This window comes from Pseudoxanthomonas winnipegensis (assembly GCF_030322905.1).
GTDB lineage: Bacteria > Pseudomonadota > Gammaproteobacteria > Xanthomonadales > Xanthomonadaceae > Pseudoxanthomonas_A > Pseudoxanthomonas_A winnipegensis.
The window spans coordinates 2,513,433-2,533,103 of sequence record NZ_CP095475.1 but is presented as its reverse complement, the minus strand read 5'-3'; the positions used below and the strand labels follow the sequence as shown (position 1 = coordinate 2,533,103).

General features: G+C 69.4%; 16 protein-coding genes. 8 read left to right on the top strand and 8 right to left on the bottom strand.

Annotation, left to right across the window (positions count from 1 at the left end):
* Positions 1-241: 241 nt before the first annotated feature.
* The 6 genes from gyrA to pbpC all read left to right on the top strand — a co-directional run bounded on the left by gyrA (position 242) and on the right by pbpC (position 12,393).
* Entirely contained in the window at positions 242-2,935 is a 2,694-nt protein-coding gene (gyrA, locus tag MWN52_RS11305) for a DNA gyrase subunit A (RefSeq protein WP_286574715.1), read from the top strand.
* Between the two features lie 576 nt (positions 2,936-3,511).
* Positions 3,512-8,506 (top strand): alpha-2-macroglobulin family protein, encoded by a 4,995-nt coding sequence (locus MWN52_RS11300; RefSeq protein WP_286574714.1) that lies wholly within the window; start codon positions 3,512-3,514, stop codon positions 8,504-8,506.
* Between the two features lie 29 nt (positions 8,507-8,535).
* Positions 8,536-9,039 carry a hypothetical protein gene (locus tag MWN52_RS11295; protein ID WP_286574713.1) on the top strand — a complete coding sequence of 168 codons (504 nt, stop codon included), beginning with the start codon at positions 8,536-8,538 and terminating at the stop codon, positions 9,037-9,039.
* 217 nt (positions 9,040-9,256) lie between these two features.
* Positions 9,257-9,493, top strand: coding sequence for an antitoxin (locus MWN52_RS11290; RefSeq protein ID WP_286574712.1), 237 nt, complete (start codon positions 9,257-9,259; stop codon positions 9,491-9,493).
* A complete protein-coding gene (gene vapC, locus MWN52_RS11285) occupies positions 9,490-9,903 on the top strand; it encodes a type II toxin-antitoxin system tRNA(fMet)-specific endonuclease VapC (RefSeq protein ID WP_286574711.1) in 414 nt (137 codons plus the stop codon). Before MWN52_RS11290 ends, vapC begins: the two co-directional genes overlap by 4 nt.
* Before the next feature lie 129 nt (positions 9,904-10,032).
* A complete protein-coding gene (gene pbpC / locus MWN52_RS11280; protein ID WP_286574710.1) occupies positions 10,033-12,393 on the top strand; it encodes a penicillin-binding protein 1C in 2,361 nt (786 codons plus the stop codon).
* 187 nt (positions 12,394-12,580) lie between these two features.
* Here pbpC and MWN52_RS11275 read toward each other — a convergent pair whose 3' ends face one another.
* Positions 12,581-13,153: a ferritin-like domain-containing protein gene (locus MWN52_RS11275; RefSeq protein ID WP_130517870.1), complete on the bottom strand. Its 573-nt coding sequence runs from the start codon at positions 13,151-13,153 to the stop codon at positions 12,581-12,583.
* Positions 13,154-13,190: 37 nt separating this feature from the next.
* Positions 13,191-13,673, bottom strand: coding sequence for a peroxiredoxin (locus tag MWN52_RS11270; protein ID WP_286574709.1), 483 nt, complete (start codon positions 13,671-13,673; stop codon positions 13,191-13,193).
* Between the two features lie 178 nt (positions 13,674-13,851).
* On the opposite strand from MWN52_RS11270, the gene MWN52_RS11265 reads away from it, so the two are divergent.
* Together MWN52_RS11265 and MWN52_RS11260 are read left to right on the top strand one after the other, a co-directional pair.
* Complete coding sequence (locus MWN52_RS11265) at positions 13,852-14,292, top strand: Hsp20/alpha crystallin family protein (protein ID WP_131659783.1); 441 nt, start codon at positions 13,852-13,854, stop codon at positions 14,290-14,292.
* A 121-nt stretch (positions 14,293-14,413) separates the two neighbouring features.
* On the top strand, positions 14,414-15,295 hold the full coding sequence (locus MWN52_RS11260; protein WP_130517876.1) for a DnaJ C-terminal domain-containing protein: 882 nt from the start codon (positions 14,414-14,416) through the stop codon (positions 15,293-15,295).
* 82 nt (positions 15,296-15,377) lie between these two features.
* Here the strand turns inward: MWN52_RS11260 and pilH are convergent, their stop codons facing one another.
* From pilH to MWN52_RS11230, 6 genes are all read right to left on the bottom strand, one after another.
* On the bottom strand, positions 15,378-15,770 hold the full coding sequence (gene pilH / locus MWN52_RS11255) for a twitching motility response regulator PilH (RefSeq protein ID WP_130522786.1): 393 nt from the start codon (positions 15,768-15,770) through the stop codon (positions 15,378-15,380).
* A gap of 180 nt (positions 15,771-15,950) precedes the next feature.
* Entirely contained in the window at positions 15,951-16,244 is a 294-nt protein-coding gene (locus MWN52_RS11250) for a putative quinol monooxygenase (protein WP_286574708.1), read from the bottom strand.
* Position 16,245: 1 nt separating this feature from the next.
* Positions 16,246-17,451: an MFS transporter gene (locus tag MWN52_RS11245; protein ID WP_286574707.1), complete on the bottom strand. Its 1,206-nt coding sequence runs from the start codon at positions 17,449-17,451 to the stop codon at positions 16,246-16,248.
* A complete protein-coding gene (locus MWN52_RS11240; protein WP_286574706.1) occupies positions 17,448-17,852 on the bottom strand; it encodes a GlcG/HbpS family heme-binding protein in 405 nt (134 codons plus the stop codon). Before MWN52_RS11240 ends, MWN52_RS11245 begins: the two co-directional genes overlap by 4 nt.
* A gap of 81 nt (positions 17,853-17,933) precedes the next feature.
* A complete protein-coding gene (locus MWN52_RS11235; protein ID WP_286574705.1) occupies positions 17,934-18,659 on the bottom strand; it encodes an IclR family transcriptional regulator in 726 nt (241 codons plus the stop codon).
* A gap of 388 nt (positions 18,660-19,047) precedes the next feature.
* Positions 19,048-19,641 (bottom strand): LOG family protein, encoded by a 594-nt coding sequence (locus tag MWN52_RS11230; protein WP_130522782.1) that lies wholly within the window; start codon positions 19,639-19,641, stop codon positions 19,048-19,050.
* Between the last annotated feature and the right edge of the window lie 30 nt (positions 19,642-19,671).

Sequence of the window (19,671 nt, the reverse complement as noted above, 5' to 3'; positions counted from 1 at the left end):
AGAACGCGACGGGGGCTTGCGATGCGCCCCGCGCAAGGCCTTGGGCGCGGTCGCCGCAGGCCCGCGCGCAAGGCCCGCTTCCGCGCGCAAGTGATTGATTCTTGGCGCTTCCCGGTACGCATCGGGGGGCGTGCGCGTGTTACAATTTCAAGGTTGAAATCCCCTCCGAAACCAGCCTGCCGCGCCGTTGGCGGCCTGGCCTGTTTCGGCCCGATGTACCGAACACAAGCACGGACCTCGAATGGCTGATCTCGCCAAGGAAATCATCCCCGTCAACCTCGAAGACGAGATGCGCAAGAGCTACCTCGATTACGCCATGAGCGTGATCGTGGGCCGCGCCCTCCCGGACGTCCGGGACGGCCTGAAGCCGGTGCATCGCCGCGTGTTGTACGCGATGAACGAACTGGGCGCGCACAGCAACAAGCCGTACTACAAGTCCGCGCGCATCGTCGGCGACGTGATCGGTAAGTACCACCCGCACGGCGACCAGTCGGTGTACGACACGCTGGTGCGCATGGCCCAGCCGTTCTCGCTGCGCTACCTGCTGGTGGACGGGCAGGGCAACTTCGGTTCGGTCGACGGCGACTCGGCCGCGGCGATGCGTTACACCGAGGCGCGCATGTCGCGCCTGACCCACGAGCTGATGGCCGACATCGACAAGGAAACCGTCGATTTCGTGCCCAACTACGACGAGAAGGAGCTGGAGCCGTCGGTGATGCCGACGCGCTTTCCGAACCTGCTTGTCAACGGCTCGGCCGGCATCGCGGTGGGCATGGCGACCAACATCCCGCCGCACAACCTGTCCGAGGTGGTCGACGGCCTGATCGCGCTGATCGACAACCCGCTGATCGACATCGATGCGCTGATGGACTACATCCCCGGGCCGGACTTCCCGACCGCGGGCATCATCAACGGCACCGCCGGCATCATCGCCGGCTACCGCACCGGCCGCGGCCGCGTGCGCATGCGCGCCAAGGCCGAGGTCGAGGTCGACGACCGCACCGGGCGCGAGGCGATCATCGTCACCGAGATCCCCTACCAGGTGAACAAGGCGCGGCTGATCGAGAAGATCGCCGAGCTGGTCAAGGAGAAGAAGCTCGAAGGCATCAGCGAGCTGCGCGACGAGTCCGACAAGGACGGCATGCGCATCTACATCGAGGTCAAGCGCGGCGAATCGGCCGAGGTGGTCCTCAACAACCTGTATTCGCAGACGCCGATGGAATCGGTGTTCGGCATCAACATGGTCGCCCTGGTCGACGGGCGCCCGCAACTGCTGAACCTCAAGCAGATGCTGGAAGCCTTCGTGCGCCATCGTCGCGAGGTGGTGACCCGCCGCACGATCTTCGAACTGCGCAAGGCCCGCGCCCGCGCCCACATCCTCGAAGGCCTGACCGTCGCGCTGGCCAACATCGATGAGATGATCGAGCTGATCAAGACCTCGGCCAACCCGAACGAGGCGCGCGAACGCATGCTCGCCAAGACCTGGGAGCCGGGCCTGGTGGGTTCGCTGCTGGCCGCCTCCGGCGCCGAGGCCTCGCGTCCGGAAGACCTGCCCAGGGGCGTGGGCTTCATCGACGGCCGCTACCAGCTGACCGAGGTCCAGGCCACGCAGATCCTGGAGATGCGCCTGCACCGCCTGACCGGGCTGGAGCAGGAAAAGCTCACCGAGGAGTACCGCCAGCTGCTGGACACCATCGCCGGGCTGATCCGCATCCTGGAAAACCCGGACGTGCTCAAGGAGGTCATCCGCGAGGAGCTGCTGAACGTCAAGGCCGAGTTCGGCGATGCGCGCCGCAGCGAGATCCGCCAGAGCGAGGAAGACCTGGACATCCTGGATCTGATCGCCCCGGAAGACATGGTGGTCACCCTGAGCCACGCCGGCTATGCCAAGCGCCAGCCGGCCAGCAGCTACCGCGCGCAGAAGCGCGGCGGCCGCGGCCGCAACGCGGCGACGACCAAGGACGAGGATTTCATCGACCAGCTGTGGCTGGTCAACACCCACGACACGCTGCTGACCTTCACCAGCAAGGGCCGCGTGTTCTGGCTGGCCGTGCACCAGCTGCCCGAGGCCGGGCCGAACGCGCGCGGCCGCCCGATCATCAACTGGATCCCGCTGGAAGGCGATGAGAAGGTGCAGGCGGTGCTGCCGGTACGCGAGTACGCGCAGGGTCGCTATGTGTTCTTCGCCACCCGCAACGGCACGGTCAAGAAGACCCCGCTGACCGAGTTCGCCTTCCGCCTGGCGCGCGGCAAGATCGCCATCAACCTGGACGAGGGCGATGCGCTGGTCGGCGTGGCGCTGACCGACGGCGAGCGCGACGTGCTGCTGTTCGCCTCCAACGGCAAGGCCGTGCGCTTCGGCGAGGAGGCGGTGCGCTCCATGGGCCGTACCGCCACCGGCGTGCGCGGCATCAGGCTGGCCAAGGGCGAGGACGTGGTCAGCCTGATCGTGGCCGAGCGCGCGGCCGGGGCCGGCGCCGAGTCGGAGGACGAGGCGGCCGACGAGGTGGCCGAGTCCAATGATGAGACCGTGCTGGAGACGATCCAGGACGAATCGGGCTGCTACATCCTCACCGCCACCGAGAACGGCTACGGCAAGCGCACTCCGCTGGCCGACTACCCGCGCAAGGGGCGCGGCACCCAGGGCGTGATCGGCATCCAGACCAACGAGCGCAACGGCAAGCTGGTCGGTGCGCTGCTGCTGGGCAATACCGACGAGGTGATGCTGATCTCCGACGGCGGCACGCTGGTGCGGACGCGCTCGACCGAGATCTCCTGCGTGGGCCGCAACACCCAGGGCGTGACCCTGATCCGCCTGTCCAAGGGCGAGAAGCTGCAGGCCATCGAGCGTCTGGACGCCTCGCTGGAGGAGGAAGAGGACGCGGTGACGGCCGACGCCAGCGCAGAAGCGCCGCCGCCTTCGCCTGCCGGCTGAGCCGGCGCGGCTGGCCGGGCCGGTGACGAGGGTCGCCGGCTCGCTGGCCAGCCAGTGTGGACATCGTGAGCGGCCGCGCCTTGCACAGGCGCGGCCGTTTTCTTTTGCGCGGGCTGGCTTGATGTCTTTGGGAGCTGGCTCGTTCCGGGGGCAATGACGATGATGCGGTTTCGGTAAAGCCTCATCGCCGCCGTGGCGGCTCCCACCTGCATCTTGGTCGCCGGCATGTGTCCTCGGGCGGCGCGATGGGCATCCCGCAGCGCCATGGCCAAGCGCGGGCAGGACCCGCAGCACAAGCACCGCCGCCCTCGCTTCTGGCTCGGTGGGAGCAACTGTCTCTCAGATCAAGCCGCGCCCCTTGTAGAGCGGAGCTTGCTCCGCTGGGGCTTGCCGACGATCCGGTCGAAACGCAGCGGAGCAAGCTCCGCTCTACAGGTGGGAGCCGCCATGGCGGCGATGAGGTTTTCCCGGTAGCCCCTTCCTTCCCATTGCCCAGAAAGCCCACGGCGGCCCCTCCAGCCTCCATCCGCGCCCTCTATACTCCCGCGCAAAACCGGCTGAAGGGACTGGTGTTGCATGGAGAGTATCCAGGGTCACGGCGCGCTGTCGCCGCAACGTGCCACCGCGCAGGACGCGCCTTCTTCGATCCGGTCGCGACCGTCGCGCCGCCCCTGGCGCGCAGCCCTGCTGGCCGGCGCCTTCGCGCTGCTCGCCCTGACCGGCTGCGACCGCAACAAGACCGGCGATCTGCCGGCGGTGTCCGGCGAGGCGGTGCAGGCGCAGAAGGCCAGGTCCGTCGCCGGCTTCGGCCTGGTCAACGCCTATCCCGACCAGCACGAGGGCCAGGTCGCCATCGCGCTGGAATTCAGCCAGCCGCTGGTCGAGTCGCAGGACTTCGACAAGCTGATCCACGTCAGCGACGACAGGGGCGCGGTGGTCAGCGGCAGCTGGGTGCTGGATGAACACGCCAGGATCCTGCGCTTCCCTTCGGTGGAGGCGGCGCGCGACTACACGGTCAAGATCGATGCGGGCCTGCTGGCCGCGGCCGGCGGCAGCCTGGGCAAGGCGGTCGAGCAGGTCGTGCACACCGGGCAGATCGAGCCGGCGGTGGCCTTCGCCTCGCAGGGCAGCGTGCTGCCGGCCAAGGACACCCGCGGCCTGCCGGTGGTGTCGATCAACGTGCCGGAAGTGGACGTGGAATTCCTGCGCGTGCGCGAATCGCAGCTGCCGCGCTTCTTCGCCCAGTACCAGCGCGGCGGCAGTCGCGGCGCCTGGTCGCTGGACGAGGACTACAGCGAGAACAAGCCGCTGGGCGAGCTGGCCGATTCGGTCTACCTCAACCGCTTCGTGCTGGGCGGCAAGCCCAACGAGCGCATGGTCAGCTATCTGCCGGTGCAGGACATCAAGCAGCTGCAGGAGCCGGGCCTGTACTTCGCGGTGATGAAGCGCGTGGGGCGCTACTCCGACCAGCTGCAGACCGCGTTCTTCAGCGTCAGCGACCTGGGGCTGCACGCGCGCGCCTACAAGGACACGCTGTTCGTCCACACCGCCTCGCTGGCCGACGGCAGCGCCACCGGCGGTGCGCAGCTGCGCGTGCTCGACGCCAAGGGCGAGACCGTGCTCAAGGGCGAGACCGACGGCAACGGCAACGCGCTGCTCAAGTACACGCTCAACGCCGGCCAGGTGCTGGTGGCCAGCCGCGGCAAGGACGTCACCCTGCTGCCGTTCAACCAGCCGGCGCTGGACCTGTCCGAATTCGCCGTGGCCGGGCGCGAGCAGGCCTGGTTCGACGTGTTCGCCTGGTCCGGCCGCGACCTCTATCGCCCCGGCGAGACGGTGCGCGTGTCGGCGCTGCTGCGCGACTTCGACGGCAAGCCGGTCAAGGCCGGGCAGCCGCTGTACCTGCGCCTGAAGCAGCCCGACGGCAAGATCTTCCGCGAGACCCGGCTGACCCCGGGCGAGCAGGGCTATTTCGCCTTCGAGCAGGCCATCCCGGTGGAGGCGCCGACTGGGCGCTGGCAGGTGGAGTTCCGCACCGACCCGGCCAGCGCGCAGGCGGTGCAGGGCATGACCCTGCGCATCGAGGAGTTCCTGCCCGAGCGCATGAAGCTGGACCTGTCCGCGCCGGAGATCCTCAAGCCCGGCCAGAGCTTGGCACTGAAGGCCGACGCGGCCTATCTGTACGGCGCGCCGGCCGACGGCAACCGCTTCACCGCCAAGCTGGCCGTGGCGGTGGAACAGCATCCGCTGGACAAGCTGCCGGGCTGGTTCTTCGGCGATGCCACGGTGCAGCTGCCCAAGGAGGCCAAGGACGTGGTCGATGCCACGTTCGACGCCAAGGGCCACTACGAGGAGACCTTGTCGCTGCCCGACGAGGTCAAGCCGGTCACGCCGGTGGCGGCCATCGTGACCGGCAGCGTGTACGAGACCGGTGGACGCACGGTCAACCGCTCCCTCAAGCGCGTGCTGTGGCCGGCCGAGGTGCTGGTCGGCGTGCGGCCGCTGTTCGACGACAAGGAGGGCTCGGCGGCCAACGGCACGGCGGGCTTCGAGATCGCCCGCTTCAACGCCGCCGGCGCGCGCCAGCCGGGCAAGGGCCTGAAGGTCACCCTGGTGCGCGAGCGCCGCGACTACCACTGGACCCATGACGAGGACACCGGCTGGTCGTTCGACTACACCCAGCGCTTCGAGAACGTCGACACCAGGACCGTCGATGTCGGCGGCGATGCGGTGCGCGTGGACTTCCCGGTGGAGTGGGGCGGCTACCGGCTGGAGGTGTTCGACCCGGCCACCGGGCTGACCACGCGCTATCCGTTCACCGCCGGCTGGAGCTGGAACGATGACAACCGCGGCCTGGACGCGCGCCCGGACAAGGTCAAGCTGTCGCTGGACAAGACCGGCTACCGCGCCGGCGACACGCTGAAGGTCACGCTCACCCCGCCGCACGACGGCAAGGGCGTGCTGATGGTCGAGTCCGACCACATGCTCTACGTCAAGAACATCGAGGCCAAGGCCGGCAGTGTGTTCGAGATCCCGGTCACCCAGGACTGGGAGCGCCACGACGTCTATGTGACCGCGCTGGTGTTCCGCGGCGGCAGCGCGCCGTCCAAGATCACCCCTGCGCGCGCGGTCGGCGTGGCGCACGTGCCGATGGACCGCAGCGCGCGGCGCGTGGCCGTGGGCCTGAAGGCGCCCGAGCAGATGAAGCCTGGCCAGGACCTGGCGGTGACGGTCAGCGTGCCGCAGCTGGCAGGCAAGGACGCGCATGTCACCGTCTCGGCGGTGGACGTGGGCATCCTCAACATCACCCGCTATCCGGTGCCCGACGCCACCGCGCACTTCTTCGCCCAGCGCCGCCTGGGCGTGGACAGCTACGACGTCTACGGCCGGGTCATCGAGAGCTACGAGGGCGACACGGCCAAGCTGCGCTTCGGCGGCGACATGGCGCTGGGCGCCTTGCCGCAGGCGCGGCGGCCGACCGCCAAGGTGCAGACCGTGGACCTGTTCGCCGGGCCGGTGAAGCTGGACGCCAAGGGCAACGCACGTGTGCTGCTCAAGGTGCCCGACTTCAACGGCACCCTGCGCGTGTCGGCGCTGGTCTACTCGGACGACCACTACGGCAGCCGCGACACCCAGACCCTGGTGCGCGCGCCGGTGGTGGCCGAGGCCAGCATGCCGCGCGTGCTGGCGCCGGGCGACCGCAGCATGGTCACCCTGGATGTGCAGAACTTCACCGGCAGGCCGGGGACCTTCCGCGTGCAGGTGGACGGCACCGGGCCGCTGGCCATCGGCGAGGGCAGCCGCAGCGTGTCGCTGGCCGACGGCGCCAAGACCACGCTGAGCTTCCCGCTGCAGGCGCGCGAGGGCTATACGACCGCGCAGGTGCGCGTGCGCGTGGACGGCGCGGCCGACGGCTTCAAGGTCGATCGCAGCTTCGACCTGCCGGTGCGCGCCGGCTGGCCCAGCGTGACCCGCACCGAGAGCCGGGTGATCGATCCGCTGGCGCCGGTGACGATGGGCGCGGGCTTCGCCGATGGGCTGATGCCCGATTCGGTGCGCGCGCGCATGGTGGTCAGCGCGCTGCCGCCGATTCCCTTCGCCGCCGCGCTGGAGGATCTGCTCAAGTATCCCTACGGCTGCATCGAGCAGACCACCAGCAAGGGCTACGCCGCCCTGGTGATGGACCAGGCCACCGCCGACCTGCTGGGCACCAAGGGGCTGGACCCGGCCAAGCGCCGCGAACGCATGGAGGGCGCCTTCGCCCGCATCGCCTCGATGCAGGTGGCCAACGGCAACTTCTCGATGTGGGGCGACGATGGCGACGTGGTGCCGTACATCACCCCGTACGTGGCCGACTTCCTCCTCGACGCGCGCGAAGGCGGCTTCGCCGTGCCCGATACGGTGCTGCAGAAGGCCTTGAACCGCCTCAGCGAGGATCTGCTGTCCGGCGGCAACCAGTTCTACGGGTCCAACTTCCGCGATCACCTGCGCTTCGCCAACCAGGCCTATGCCGGCTACGTGCTGGCGCGCGTGGGCCGTGCGCCGCTGGGCACGCTGCGGGCGCTGTACGACAACGACCGGGGCAAGTCGATGACCGGCCTGCCGCTGGTCCAGCTGGGGCTGGCGCTGTCGCTGCAGGGCGACACCAAGCGCGGCGCGCGCGCCATCGCGCTGGGCTTCGACAAGACCGGCGACCGGCCGGAGTGGCTGGGCGACTACGGCACCCGGCTGCGCGACGACGCGCTGATGCTGGCGCTGGTGCGCGAGCGCAAGCTGTCCAAACCCGAGTACGACGCGCGCGTGATCGCCCTGGGCCGCGAGCTGGACGAGCGCCGCAAGGCACGCTGGTTCTACCTGAGCACGCAGGAACAGGTCGCCATCGCGCGGCTGGGCAAGTCGCTGCTGGGCGATGCGCAGGCCAAGACGCTCGGCGGCACCTGGTCGGCCGACGGCGCCAGCGAGACGGTGCAGGACCTGCGCCTGTTCGCGCGCAGCTTCGACATGGCCACCCTGGCCAAGGGCGTGAGCTTCGCGCCGCAGGGCCAGCCGCCGCTGTACGCCAGCCTGGAGATCGCCGGCGTGCCGCGCACCGCACCGGCCGAGGACCGGTCGAAGATCGGCGTCACCCGGCGCTACTACGCCACCGACGGCAGCGAGTGGAAGGGCGGCACGCTGAAGGAGGGCGAGGCGCTGATCGTCGGCCTGCGCATCACCGCCGACACCGAGGTGCCCGACGCGCTGCTCACCGACCTGCTGCCGGCGGGGCTGGAGATCGAGAATTTCAACCTGTCCGACGCCAAGCAGTGGGCCGACGTGGTGGTCGATGGCATCACCCTCACCGAGCGCGGCGACGCGGCCGAGGTCAAGCACGAGGAGTTCCGCGACGACCGCTACGTGGCCGCCCTGCGCCTGGGGCGCGGCGGCAGCGGCGCCAAGGTGTTCTACCTGGTCCGCGCCGTCACCCCGGGCACCTACACCGTGCCGCCGCCGCTGGTGGAGGACATGTACCGCCCCGACATCCGCGGCGTCGGCACCTCCACTCCGACCACGATCACGGTAGTGCAGCCGTGAGGCCTCTGCGGCGGCCAGCACTTGGTTTGATGCTGGCGATCGCGGCGGCGGGGTCTTTTATCGCAAGAGCCGATGAGAAGCTCCCCGCGTTCGTCATGCCCAAGACTTCGCAGCTGAAAGTGGTGGGTGAGATCAGGCCCCGGGAACCTGTCAATTTCAGTGGGCAAGAGCGGATAGCGGGAGATCTGCTTGCAGAGTGGGAGCCGGGAGAGTCCGGCGAGGTTGAACCAAGTTACTTGATTGTCCCTGACGCGCCTTCTGCAGCACGTCTTCCGCATTTCAAGGGTTATGGCATCAGCGTGATTGATGTCAGCAATGGTGAGGAAACCTTGGCGATGATGCTTGGCGATGATCAGGCTCGCCAACTGCTGTCTGATCGCCACATGAAGCGAGTCCTTGTACACGGTGCGTTCGTCATCACCGACTATGAGATGACGATCGAATGCGACTCACCCTGGGCAAGAGCGCGCGTGATTTCCGCTGAGCGGCCAAGGGGTCCGCCAGATGCTCCGGGATCGCAAGAGCGTTGCTGAGCGCTTGACATCGCTAGTGCGTCTCCCCATTCCAGACGGGTGCTTCGCCCTGCGTGCAAGGCTTCCTGTTCAGCGCGGCAGTGCTGAACCGCCGGGGTTCGTGAGTTGATCGCTGCGATCAGCACGCCAGACCATTCCGGACGGTGCGCATGCCATTGACTCCGCGAACATGATATCTATCATTGGTGTATATCGAGCCTTTAGCTGGAGTATCGCCATGACCACGACCGCAAAACTGTTCCAGTCCGGACGCAGTCAGGCCGTGCGCCTGCCCAAGGCCTTGCGCTTTGAAGGTGATCAAGTCATTGCCCGGCGCTTCGGCAACGGCGTGTTGTTGCTGCCGGTGGAGGCGCCCTGGCAGTTGATGCGTGAGGCACTCGAAGAGTTCGAGCCAGGCTTTGCCCTGCAACGCGACCAACCCGAACAGCAGGTGCGGGAGGACTGGTTGCGATGAGCCGCGTGCTCTATCTGCTGGATACCAACATCTGCATCTACATCATCAATCGGCGTCCGCCTGGGGTGTTCGAGCATTTCGCTGGCCTGCAGATCGGGCAGATCGCGATTTCCAGCATCACCGGCGCCGAGTTGGACTATGGCGTGGCCAAGAGCGGATCCCAGCGCAACCGTCAGGCGCTGGACAAGTTTCTGGCACCGCTGGATGTGCTTTCCTTCGATGAAGCCGCCATGCGTCGTTATGGCGCGCTGCGCAGCGGATTGGAGCGTCAGGGCACACCGATCGGAGCAATGGATCAATTGATCGCGGCGCATGCGCTGGCGCTGGATGCGGTGCTGGTCAGCAACAATCTGCGTGAGTTCGAACGTGTGCCTGGGCTGCGACTGGAGAACTGGGTGTCCGCCGGATGAGTTCGCCGGTCGCAACGGTGCCGAGCCAGGATTCCGCCTGGCCGCAAGGCTTTGCCGATCAGGCGATGCGCTGGCACCAGTCGGCCCCGTGATGCAGGCCCTGCGCCAGCTGGCGCCGCCGGGGCCGGAATGAGCGGGCCACCACGCCTGCACCTGCATGGGTGGTTGCGGACCTTGCGCTGGACGACCGTCGCTGTGCTGGCGGCGCTGCTGGTCCTGGACTTCGCCTTCCCGCCGCCGCTGCCCAAGGCGCGCGATACCAGCACGCTGGTGGTGGCGCGCGACGGCACGCCGCTGCGGGCCTTCGCCGATCGCGACGGGGTGTGGCGCTATCCGGCCTCGCCCGAGGGCGTCTCGCCGCTGTACCTGCAGGCGCTGCTGACCTACGAGGACCGTTGGTTCTGGCGGCATCCGGGCGTCAATCCGTGGGCGCTGCTGCGCGCGGGCGGGCAGATGCTGCGGCGCGGGCAGATCGTCTCGGGCGGCTCGACGCTCACCATGCAGGTCGCGCGCATCCTCGACCCGCACACGCGCACACCCTGGGGCAAGGCCAAGCAGCTGCTGCGGGCCCTGCAGCTGGAGGCGCACCTGAGCAAGCGGCAGATCCTCGACCTGTATCTGGAGCGCGCCCCGTTCGGCGGCACCATCGAGGGTGTGGAGGCCGCCAGCTGGGCCTACCTGGGCAAGCCGGCCGCGCGGCTGTCGCATGCCGAGGCCGCGCTGCTGGCGGTGCTGCCGCAGTCGCCCAGCCGGCTGCGTCCGGACCGCCATCCGCAGGCCGCGCGGGCGGCGCGCGACAAGGTGCTGGCGCGCATGGTCGCCCTCGGCGTGTGGACCCAGGCGCAGGTGGACGATGCCCGCATCGAACCGGTGGTCGCGCGCGCCCTGCAGCCGCCGCTGAGCGCGGCGCTGCTGGCCGAGCGCCTGCACCAGCAGCAGCCGCGCGCCGCGCGCATCGTCTCCACGCTGGACGCCGACCTGCAGCGCACGCTGGAACAGCGCGTCACCGCCTATTTCTCCAACCTGCCCGAGCGCACCTCGGCGGCGCTGCTGGTGGTGGACAACACGACGATGGAGGCGCGCGCCTACGTGGGCTCGGTGCAGTTCGGCGACGACAAGCGCCTGGGCCACGTGGACATGGTGCAGGCGTGGCGTTCGCCGGGCTCGACGCTCAAGCCCTTCCTGTACGGGCTGGCGCTGGACGATGGGCTGGTCCACTCGGAGAGCCTGCTGATCGACGCGCCGCAGGGCTTCGGCGGCTACCGGCCGGGAAACTTCGATGCCGCCTTCAACGGGCCGGTCGGCGCGGCCGAGGCCCTGCGCCTGTCGCTCAATGTGCCGGCGGTGGACGTGCTGGACCACGTCGGCCCGGCGCGCTTCGCCGCGCGGCTGGCCAACGGCGGCATCGCGCTGCGCTTCCCGCGCGGGGCGGTGCCCAACCTGGCGATGATCCTGGGCGGCACCGGCGCGCGCCTGGAGGACCTGGTCGGCGCGTTCGCCGCATTCAGCCGCGACGGGCTGGCCGGGCGCGTGCGCTATCGCCCGGAAGACCCGGTGTCCGACCGTCGGCTGCTCTCGCCGGGCGCGGCCTGGATCATCCGCCAGGTGCTGCAGGACAACCCGCGGCCCGACGAGAGCGTGGGCACCTTCGACACCGGCGGCCGCCCGCGCGTGGCCTGGAAGACCGGCACCAGCTACGGCTACCGCGACGCGTGGGCGATCGGCGGCACGCGCCGCTACACGGTCGGCGTGTGGGTCGGCCGGCCCGACGGCACGCCGCTGCCGGGCCAGTACGGGGCGGTGACCGCGCTGCCGCTGATGTTCGAGGTGATCGACAGCCTGCCGCGCGGCCGCGGCGATGCGGCGGCCGTGGCGCCGCCGGCCAATGTGGCCCAGGTCGAGGTGTGCTGGCCGCTGGGCCTGCCGCCCGACCCGCAGGCGCCGCAGCTGTGCCAGCGCCGGCTGCAGGCCTGGACGCTGGACGGCAACGTGCCGCCGACCTTCGCCGAGCGCGACGCGCGGCTCTGGCGCGCCGGGCGGGAGCGCTTCCTGCGCGATGCCGTCAGCGGCCAGCGTCTGTCGGCCGAATGCACCCGGCCGCATGCGGCGCAGGAGGCGAGCATTGCGCGCTGGCCGGCGCTGGCCTCGCCCTGGCTGAGCGTGGCCGAACGCCGCGCCGCCCAGCTGCCGCCACTGGCGCCGGACTGCGCGCCGGATGGACGCGAGGCCAGCGCCGCGCTGCGCATCGAGGGCCTCAACGACGGCGCCACGCTGGCGCGTGCGCCGGGCAGCGACAAGCCGGCCAGCGTGCGCCTGCGCGCCCTGGGCACCGAGACAGAGGTGCAGTGGCTGCTCGACGGGCGCTGGATCGGCCTGACCCATGGCGCGCGCAGCTTCGAGCACGGCTTCGAGCAGCCGGGCGAGCACACGCTGACCGCGTTGGCCGACAGCGGCGCGTGGAGCACGCTGAGGTTCCGGGTGTTGCGGTAGGGAAGCAGAGGCCGGGGGTCAGAGGCCAGGGGGCGGGGCCGGCGCTGGTCGTCCGGGCGCGCATGCCGGGATTGGGGGCATGTCCTAAAGAAAACGCCGGGCGATGCCCGGCGTCTGTGTGCGAGATCAACTTCCTTGCAGGAGCTGCTTGCTGAAACCAGAGGCGGCGATACGCCTGGTCCATGGCTTACTTCCCGATCCACCCTTCCAGCATGTCCGCGAACTCATCGGCATGCTCTTCTTCCTGCTCCAGGATGCGCTCGAGGATGCGCTTGGTGGTGGTGTCCTTGTCGCCGATGTAGTTGATCATCTGGCGGTAGCTGTCGATGGCGATGCGCTCGGCGATCAGGTTCTCCTTGACCATGTCGCGCAGGTCGCTGCCTTCCTTGTACTCGGCGTGCGAGCGCGCGGTCAGGGTGTCGGGGTTGAGGTCCGGCTCGCCGCCGAGCTGGACGATGCGCTCGGCCAGCATGCCGGCGTGGTCCTGCTCCTGCTTGGCGTGCTCCAGAAACTCGGCCTTGACCGCGTCGGCCAGCATGCCCTTGGCCATGAAGTAGTGGCGGTAGTAGCGCAGCACGCACACGTATTCGGTGGCCAGCGCCTCGTTGAGCAGCTTGACGACTTCCTTGCGGTCGGCCGTATAGGAATCGGTGATCGCGCCGTCCTCGAGCTTCTTGCGCGCGTTGGCGCGCAGGGTCTCGCGATCGGCCAGGTCGGCGGCCGAGGTGTGGTTGAACTTGGTGGCTGATGTCTTGGACATTGGCTTGCCTCGCTTGATGGATGTGCGGTGGGAAGGATCAGTCGGGAAGGTGTTGCAGCACGTAGTCGGCGGAGGAGACCTCGAACGCGCCGGGCTCCTCGACCCAGAGTTGCTTGACCACGCCGTCCTCGGCGTAGAGCGCGTAGCGCCTGGAGCGCACGCCCATGCCCTGCGCGCCCAGGTCCAGCTCCAGGCCCAGCGCGCGTGCGAAGTCGCCGCTGCCGTCGGCCAGCAGCTGCAGCCCTTCTGGCACGTGTAGCGATTCGCCCCAGGCCTTCATCACGAACGCGTCGTTGACCGACACGCAATACACCTCGATGCCGCGCTTGCGGAATGCGTCGAAGTGCTCGATGAAGCCAGGCAGATGGCGCGCCGAACAGGTCGGGGTGAAGGCGCCCGGCACCGCGAACAGCACGACCTTGTGCGCGCCGAACAGGGTCGGGATGTCGACCTTCTCCACGCCTTGGCGGATGCGGGTCAGGATGACTTCGGGGATGGGGTCGCCGATCTGGATCGTCATGGGAGCTTCGGAGGCGCGGGAGGGCGGCCGCGTGAACCGTACCCTAGGCAGGGCCGTGGGAAGGCGGCGTCAAAACCCTTGAAAAGCCGCGTGCGGCGCTTATCTGTTGGTCACGGAGGCCACGGGCCCCTGCCGCACGCACGTCGCGTCTGCGGCCATCCAATCGGAGACATTCATGATGAATTTCGTGCGCTATCAAGGCTGGCCCGTCCGCCCCGGCCAGCTCGAGCTGGGACGCGTGTTGGACCGCTTCGCGCAGGCCGGCCAGGCCGCCGCCGACAGCGTGGGCTGGACCCCGCGCGTGGACGTGAAGGAAGAGGCCAACCGCTTCGTGATCTTCGCCGACCTGCCGGGCGTGGACCTGGAGGCGATCGAGGTGCAGATGGACAAGAACGTCCTGAGCATCCGCGGCGAGCGCGCCGCGCCGCAGGCCGGCGAGGACGCCCGCTTCACCCGTCAGGAGCGTCGCCACGGCGCGTTCGCGCGCAGCTTCACCCTGCCGGACACCGCCGACGCCGAGGGCATCGTCGCCACCGGTCGCAACGGCGTGCTGGAAGTGGTGATTCCCAAGCGGCCCGAGGCCGCGCCGCGTCGCATCCAGGTCGGGTCGATCCAGTAACCTGTACCCCGGCCCGCGTTCCGCGCGGGTCCCATGAACCGGTCGCGATGCGGTGTTTGCCGCATCGTAGCCAGGATCGGGCCCGCGGCTGCCAAGCCGCGGGCTTTCTTGCGGAGGTGCGATGGAATTCAAGGACTACTACCAGACGCTTGGCGTGGAACCCACGGCCGGCGAGGCGGAGATCAAGACCGCCTACCGCCGCCTGGCGCGCAAGTACCACCCCGACGTCAGCAAGGAGGCCGATGCCGAGGAGCGCTTCAAGGCGGTCAACGAGGCTTACGAGGCCCTGCGCGATCCGGAGAAGCGCGCGGCCTACGATCAGCTGCGCGCGCGCGGCTATCGGCCCGGGCAGGAATATCAGCCGCAGGACTTCGGCGGCGGCTACGGCGGCCAGGGCTTCGACTTCGAGGAAGTCTTCGGCAGCGCCGGGGGCGGCGGTGCCGGCTTCAGCGATTTCTTCGAGAACCTGTTCGGCCAGCGCGCACGCGGCGGTCCGGGCTTCCGCAGCGGCCAGGCGCCGCGCGGCGATACCCGCGCCAAGCTGTCGGTGCCGCTCAAGGCGGTCTACGAGGGCAGCAGCATCCGCGTGACCGTCAACGGCAAGCAGCTGGACGTGCGTGTGCCCAAGGGCATCAAGCCCGGCCAGGCGATCCGCCTGAGCGGGCAGGGCAACGGCGGTGGCAACCTGCTGCTGGAGATCGAGTACGCGGCCGATCCGCAGTTCGAAGTGGACGGGCGCAACATCATCCACGTCCTGCAGGTCACGCCCTGGCAGGCGGCGCTGGGCGCCACGGTGAGCGTGCCGACGCTGGGCGGCTCGGTCGAGCTGAAGATCCCGCCCGACTCCGACGCCGGGCGCAAGCTGCGCCTGCGCGGCCGCGGCCTGCCGGGACCGCCGGATGGCGACCAGATCGTGGAGCTGGAGATCACCGCGCCACGCGCGGTCACCGAGGCCCAGCGCAAGGCCTACGAGAAGCTGGCCAAGGCCTTCGCCGACAGCTGATCCACGCCCGCGTCGAGCCAGAATGCGAAACGGGCGCCGCAGGGCGCCCGTTTCGTGTTTCGCGATGGCCGGCCGGCCGGCGTCAGGCGGCCGAGGTCGGCGGCTGGCGCGCGGCGCTGAGGATGCGCTCGATGACCTCGGACAGTTCGTCCTCGGAGAAGGGCTTGGTCAGATAGGCCTTGGCCCCCTGGCGCATGCCCCACATGCGGTCGGTGTCCTGGTCCTTGGTGGTCACCAGGATCACCGGGATGTGCTTGGTGGTGGGCTCGCGGCTGAGCTGGCGCGTGGCCTGGAAACCGTTGAGGTTGGGCATCACCACGTCCATCAGGACCATGTCGGGCAGCTCGCGCTTGGCCACCTCGACCCCCTGCACCCCATCCTCGGCGGTGATCCACGTGTGTCCCAGCTTTTCCACGATGCGCTGGATGCCCAGCAGCTGCGACGGTGAATCGTCGACGATGAGAATGCGCGCCATACCCTGTGTCCTGACCTGTCCCCTGCGCAGGATTGTAGAGGCCTTTGGTGGCGCTGCGTAGGCGGCGCGCACCGTCAATCCGCGCGCCTTCTGCCGTCCATCCGCGGCCGCGATCCGCAGCGTGATCGCGCTCACGGAATCCCTTCGGGAGAGAGCCGGTTCAACGGTGCGCGAGGGCGCTCATTCCAGCATCCATTCCACCGCCTCTTGCTCCACCGACTCGCAACAGGCCTGCACGCGCCGCACGCCGTCCAGGAAGTGGGGCGCCTGCTCGTGTCGGGCCAGCGCAGCGGCGTCGGCCCAGCGCTCAAGCAGAAAGAAACGCCCGGCCTTTTGCGGAGCGCGGGCCACGCGATAGTCCAAACAGCCAAGTTCAAGGCGACTGGCCGCGCGCAGCGTGCACAGCACCTTGCGCAGTTCCTCCTCGCGGCCCTTGGCGGCCTGGAGCGTGACGATGAGATCGATCCGCGCCATGTCAGTCGTGCCGCTGCGCCGTGAGCTGGACTGCGGGCCGTGCGAGGCGACGCGACAGCCACCACAGCGGTCCCTGCGCCAGCGCCGCCAGGACGACGCCGGCCCAGGGCGTCCATGCTAGCTGCTGGCGCGCCACCAGGGCGCTGCCCAACGTCTCGCCCAGGGTGATGCCGAGGTTGAAGGCGGCGATGTTCAAGGCCGAGGCGAAGTCCAGCGCATGTGGCGTCCAGCGCTGCGCGGTGTCCAGCATGCCGGCCTGGCAGCCCGGCGACAGGCCGAACGCCAGCACGCCCCAGGCGAACAGCAGCGGCACCACGGCCCACTGCCATGGCAAGGCCAGCGCCAGCGTCGCGAGCACAAGCACCACGCCCACCAGCATGCGCTGCAACGCCAGCGGCCAGCCCAGGCGCGCTGCCCAGCGTCCACCGGCGAGATTGCCCACCAGCGTGGCGACCCCGAACACCACCAGCAACAGGTTGGCGGTGTGCACGCTGAAGCCGGTGATGCCGGTCAGGATCGGCGTGATGAAGGTAAAGGCGGCGAAGCTGGCGCCGAAGCCGCACACGGTGACCGCCATCATCGCCAGGATCGGCACGCAGCGCAGCGCGGCCAACTGTGCGCGCGCATTGCCCGCCGCCGGCGTGCCCAGCCCCGGCACCCAGCGCGCCGTGGCCAGCCAGGCCAGCGCCGCCAGCGCCGCGACGGCGAAGAACGGCAGCCGCCAGCCCAGGACGTTGCCGATCAGGCTGCCCAGCGGTACGCCGATCACCATGGCCAGGGTCAACCCGGCGAACATCAGGGAGATCGCGCGACTGGCCTGACCGGGCGGCGCCAGGCGTGCGGCGACCGTGGCGCCGATGGCGAAGAAGCTGCCATGGGCCAGGGCCGTGAGCACGCGTCCGGCCAGCAGCATCGCGTAGTGGGCTGCCAGTGCCGACACCAGGTTTCCGGCCAGAAACACCGCCACCAGGGCCAGCAGCAGCGGCTTGCGCGGAACGCGCGCCGATAGCAGCACGATGAGCGGCGTGCCGATGGCCAGGGCCAGGGCATACACCCCGACCAGCCCACCGGCGCGGGCCAGCGGCACGTGCAGATCGCCGGCGATGGCCGGCAGCACACCGACCACGACGAACTCGGCCACGCCGATGGCGAAGGCGGTCGCGGCCACCGCCCAGATTCCGGGATGGATGCGCTGCGGATCGCTCATGCGCGGCCCGCCGCGTGCAAGGCCAGGGTCTGGTCCGCCTCGACCGTGGCACCGGCCACGCCGACCGCACCGATGGGATGGCCGTGTTCGTCGTGTAGGACCACGCCGCCGCCGAAGCTGATCAGGCCGCCATTGGTCGCCTCGAGCGTGTAGATCGCACCGCCCGGCTGTGCGGCGGCGCCCAGCGTCAGGCTGTCGGTGCGGAACAACGCGGCGGTCCGCGCCTTCTTGATCGACACGTCGATCGCGCCGGGCACGGCGCCGTCCATGCGCAGGAAGCCGCGCAGCAGCCCGGCTTCATCGACGACGGCGACGTTGATGGCGAAGTCCAGCTCGCGCGCGAGCGTCTGGGCGCGCTCGATCGCGCGTTGGACCGTGGATACGTCGAGGGACGTGGACATCGAAGACTCCTGAAGATGGTGGGAGCCTTCGATGATTTCCGTGCATCGCCGGCACGGGAAGGGACAGCCGGCGATCGGCCGCTAAAGTTTGAGCATGCCGAACAAATCGCGCAGGCCAGCCTGGGCGAGCCGGCGCAGCTTGGCCTTGGGCAGGCGTTGCACGGGGCCGGCGACGCCGAGCGCCGCCACCACGCGGCCTTGCCGGCGCAAGGGCAGGGCCAGACAGTTCAGGCCGGGCTCGGCCTGCTCCAGGTCCATGGCGTAGCCGCACTCCTTGATGGCCTGCAGCTCCTGCTCGAGCGCGGGGGGAACCAGGCCGGCGCGGCGCAGGCTGCGCACGAGCGACGGATCGTGCGCCAGGAAGATCTTGCCGATGGCCGAGGTGGTCAGTCCCTCGCGGCGCCCACGCGGGCTGGCCACGCGCAGACGCTCGCCGCCTTCCACCGCATCGATGTACAGGTACTCACGCGTGCCGCAGGGCACGGCCAGGTAGCAGGTCTCGCCGCTGCGCTGGGCCAGGGCCTGCAGCGCGGGGGCGAAGGCCGGGCGCAGGGCCGCGTCGGCGTCGGTCAGCGGCTGGGCGATCTCGCGCAGGCGCAGTCCCAGGCCGTAGCGGGTGCCGTGGCGTGCCACATAGCCCATGGCCGCCAGGGTGTTGAGCAGGCCGTGCAGGGTGCTCTTGCTCAGGCCCAGTTGGGCTGCGAGATCGACCAGCCGCGCCTGGCCGCCCGCGCCGGCGATGGCCTCGAGCAGCGCCAGCGCGCGCTCGACCGACTGGATGTGCCGGTTCTCATCGATCATCGGCATGACGGCGGATTCCTGCGCGGGCGATCCGTGACGTAAGCGCACGGATTCCGATCTTGGCACGGGACCGTCGGACACTGCAGCGATCAGAAAGCGCGCGATGTCCATCGCGCGCCTGGCGCATCAACTCAGCGCAGCACCTCGCGGCGCTTCTCGCCGATCCGCGCCGGCGCCAGCCTGATGAACGCGTCGCTATGCGCCTATTGCTTACCGCAGCGCCTCGCGGCGCTTTTCGTCGATCCGCGCCGCAACAGCCCTTGGGCGCCAGTCTGATGAACGCGTCGCTACGCGCCTGTTACTTACCGCAGCGCCTCGCGGCGTTTCTCGTCGATCCGCGCCGCAACAGCCCTTGTGCGCCAGTCTGATGAACGCGTCGCTACGCGCCTGCTGCTTACCGCAGTGCCTCGCGGCGCTTCTCATCGATCCACTTGCTCGCCTGCGCCGGCGTGTAGTCGCGCATCCAGCCCAGCAGCGCATCAATCTCCTCGCCGTGCCACAGATCGGCGCGCTGGGCCGCGTGCAGGAAGCGCTGCTCGACCATGCGGTCGATCATCGCGATCAGCGGCTGGTAGAAGCCGTCGATGTCCAGGAACGCGCAGGGCTTATTGCCGATGCCCAGCTGGCGCCAGGTCAGCATCTCGAAGATCTCCTCCATCGTGCCGAAGCCGCCGGGCAGGGTGATGAAGCCATCGGCCAGGTCGAACATGCGCGCCTTGCGCTCGTGCATGGAGCCGACGATCTCCAGCTGGGTCAGGCCGCGATGGGCCACTTCCCAGTCCACCAGCTGCTGCGGAATCACGCCGACCACCTCGCCGCCGGCCGCCAGCACCGCATCGGCCACCGCCCCCATCAGCCCGACCTTGCCGCCGCCGTAGACCAGACGCAGGCCTTCGGCGGCCAGCCGCTGGCCGAGTTCGGTGGCGCGCTGGACGTAAACGGGTTTGGCGCCGGCGTTGGAGCCGCAGTAGACGCAGATGCTTTTCATCGGGAATGGGGAGTCGGGAATGGGGAATGG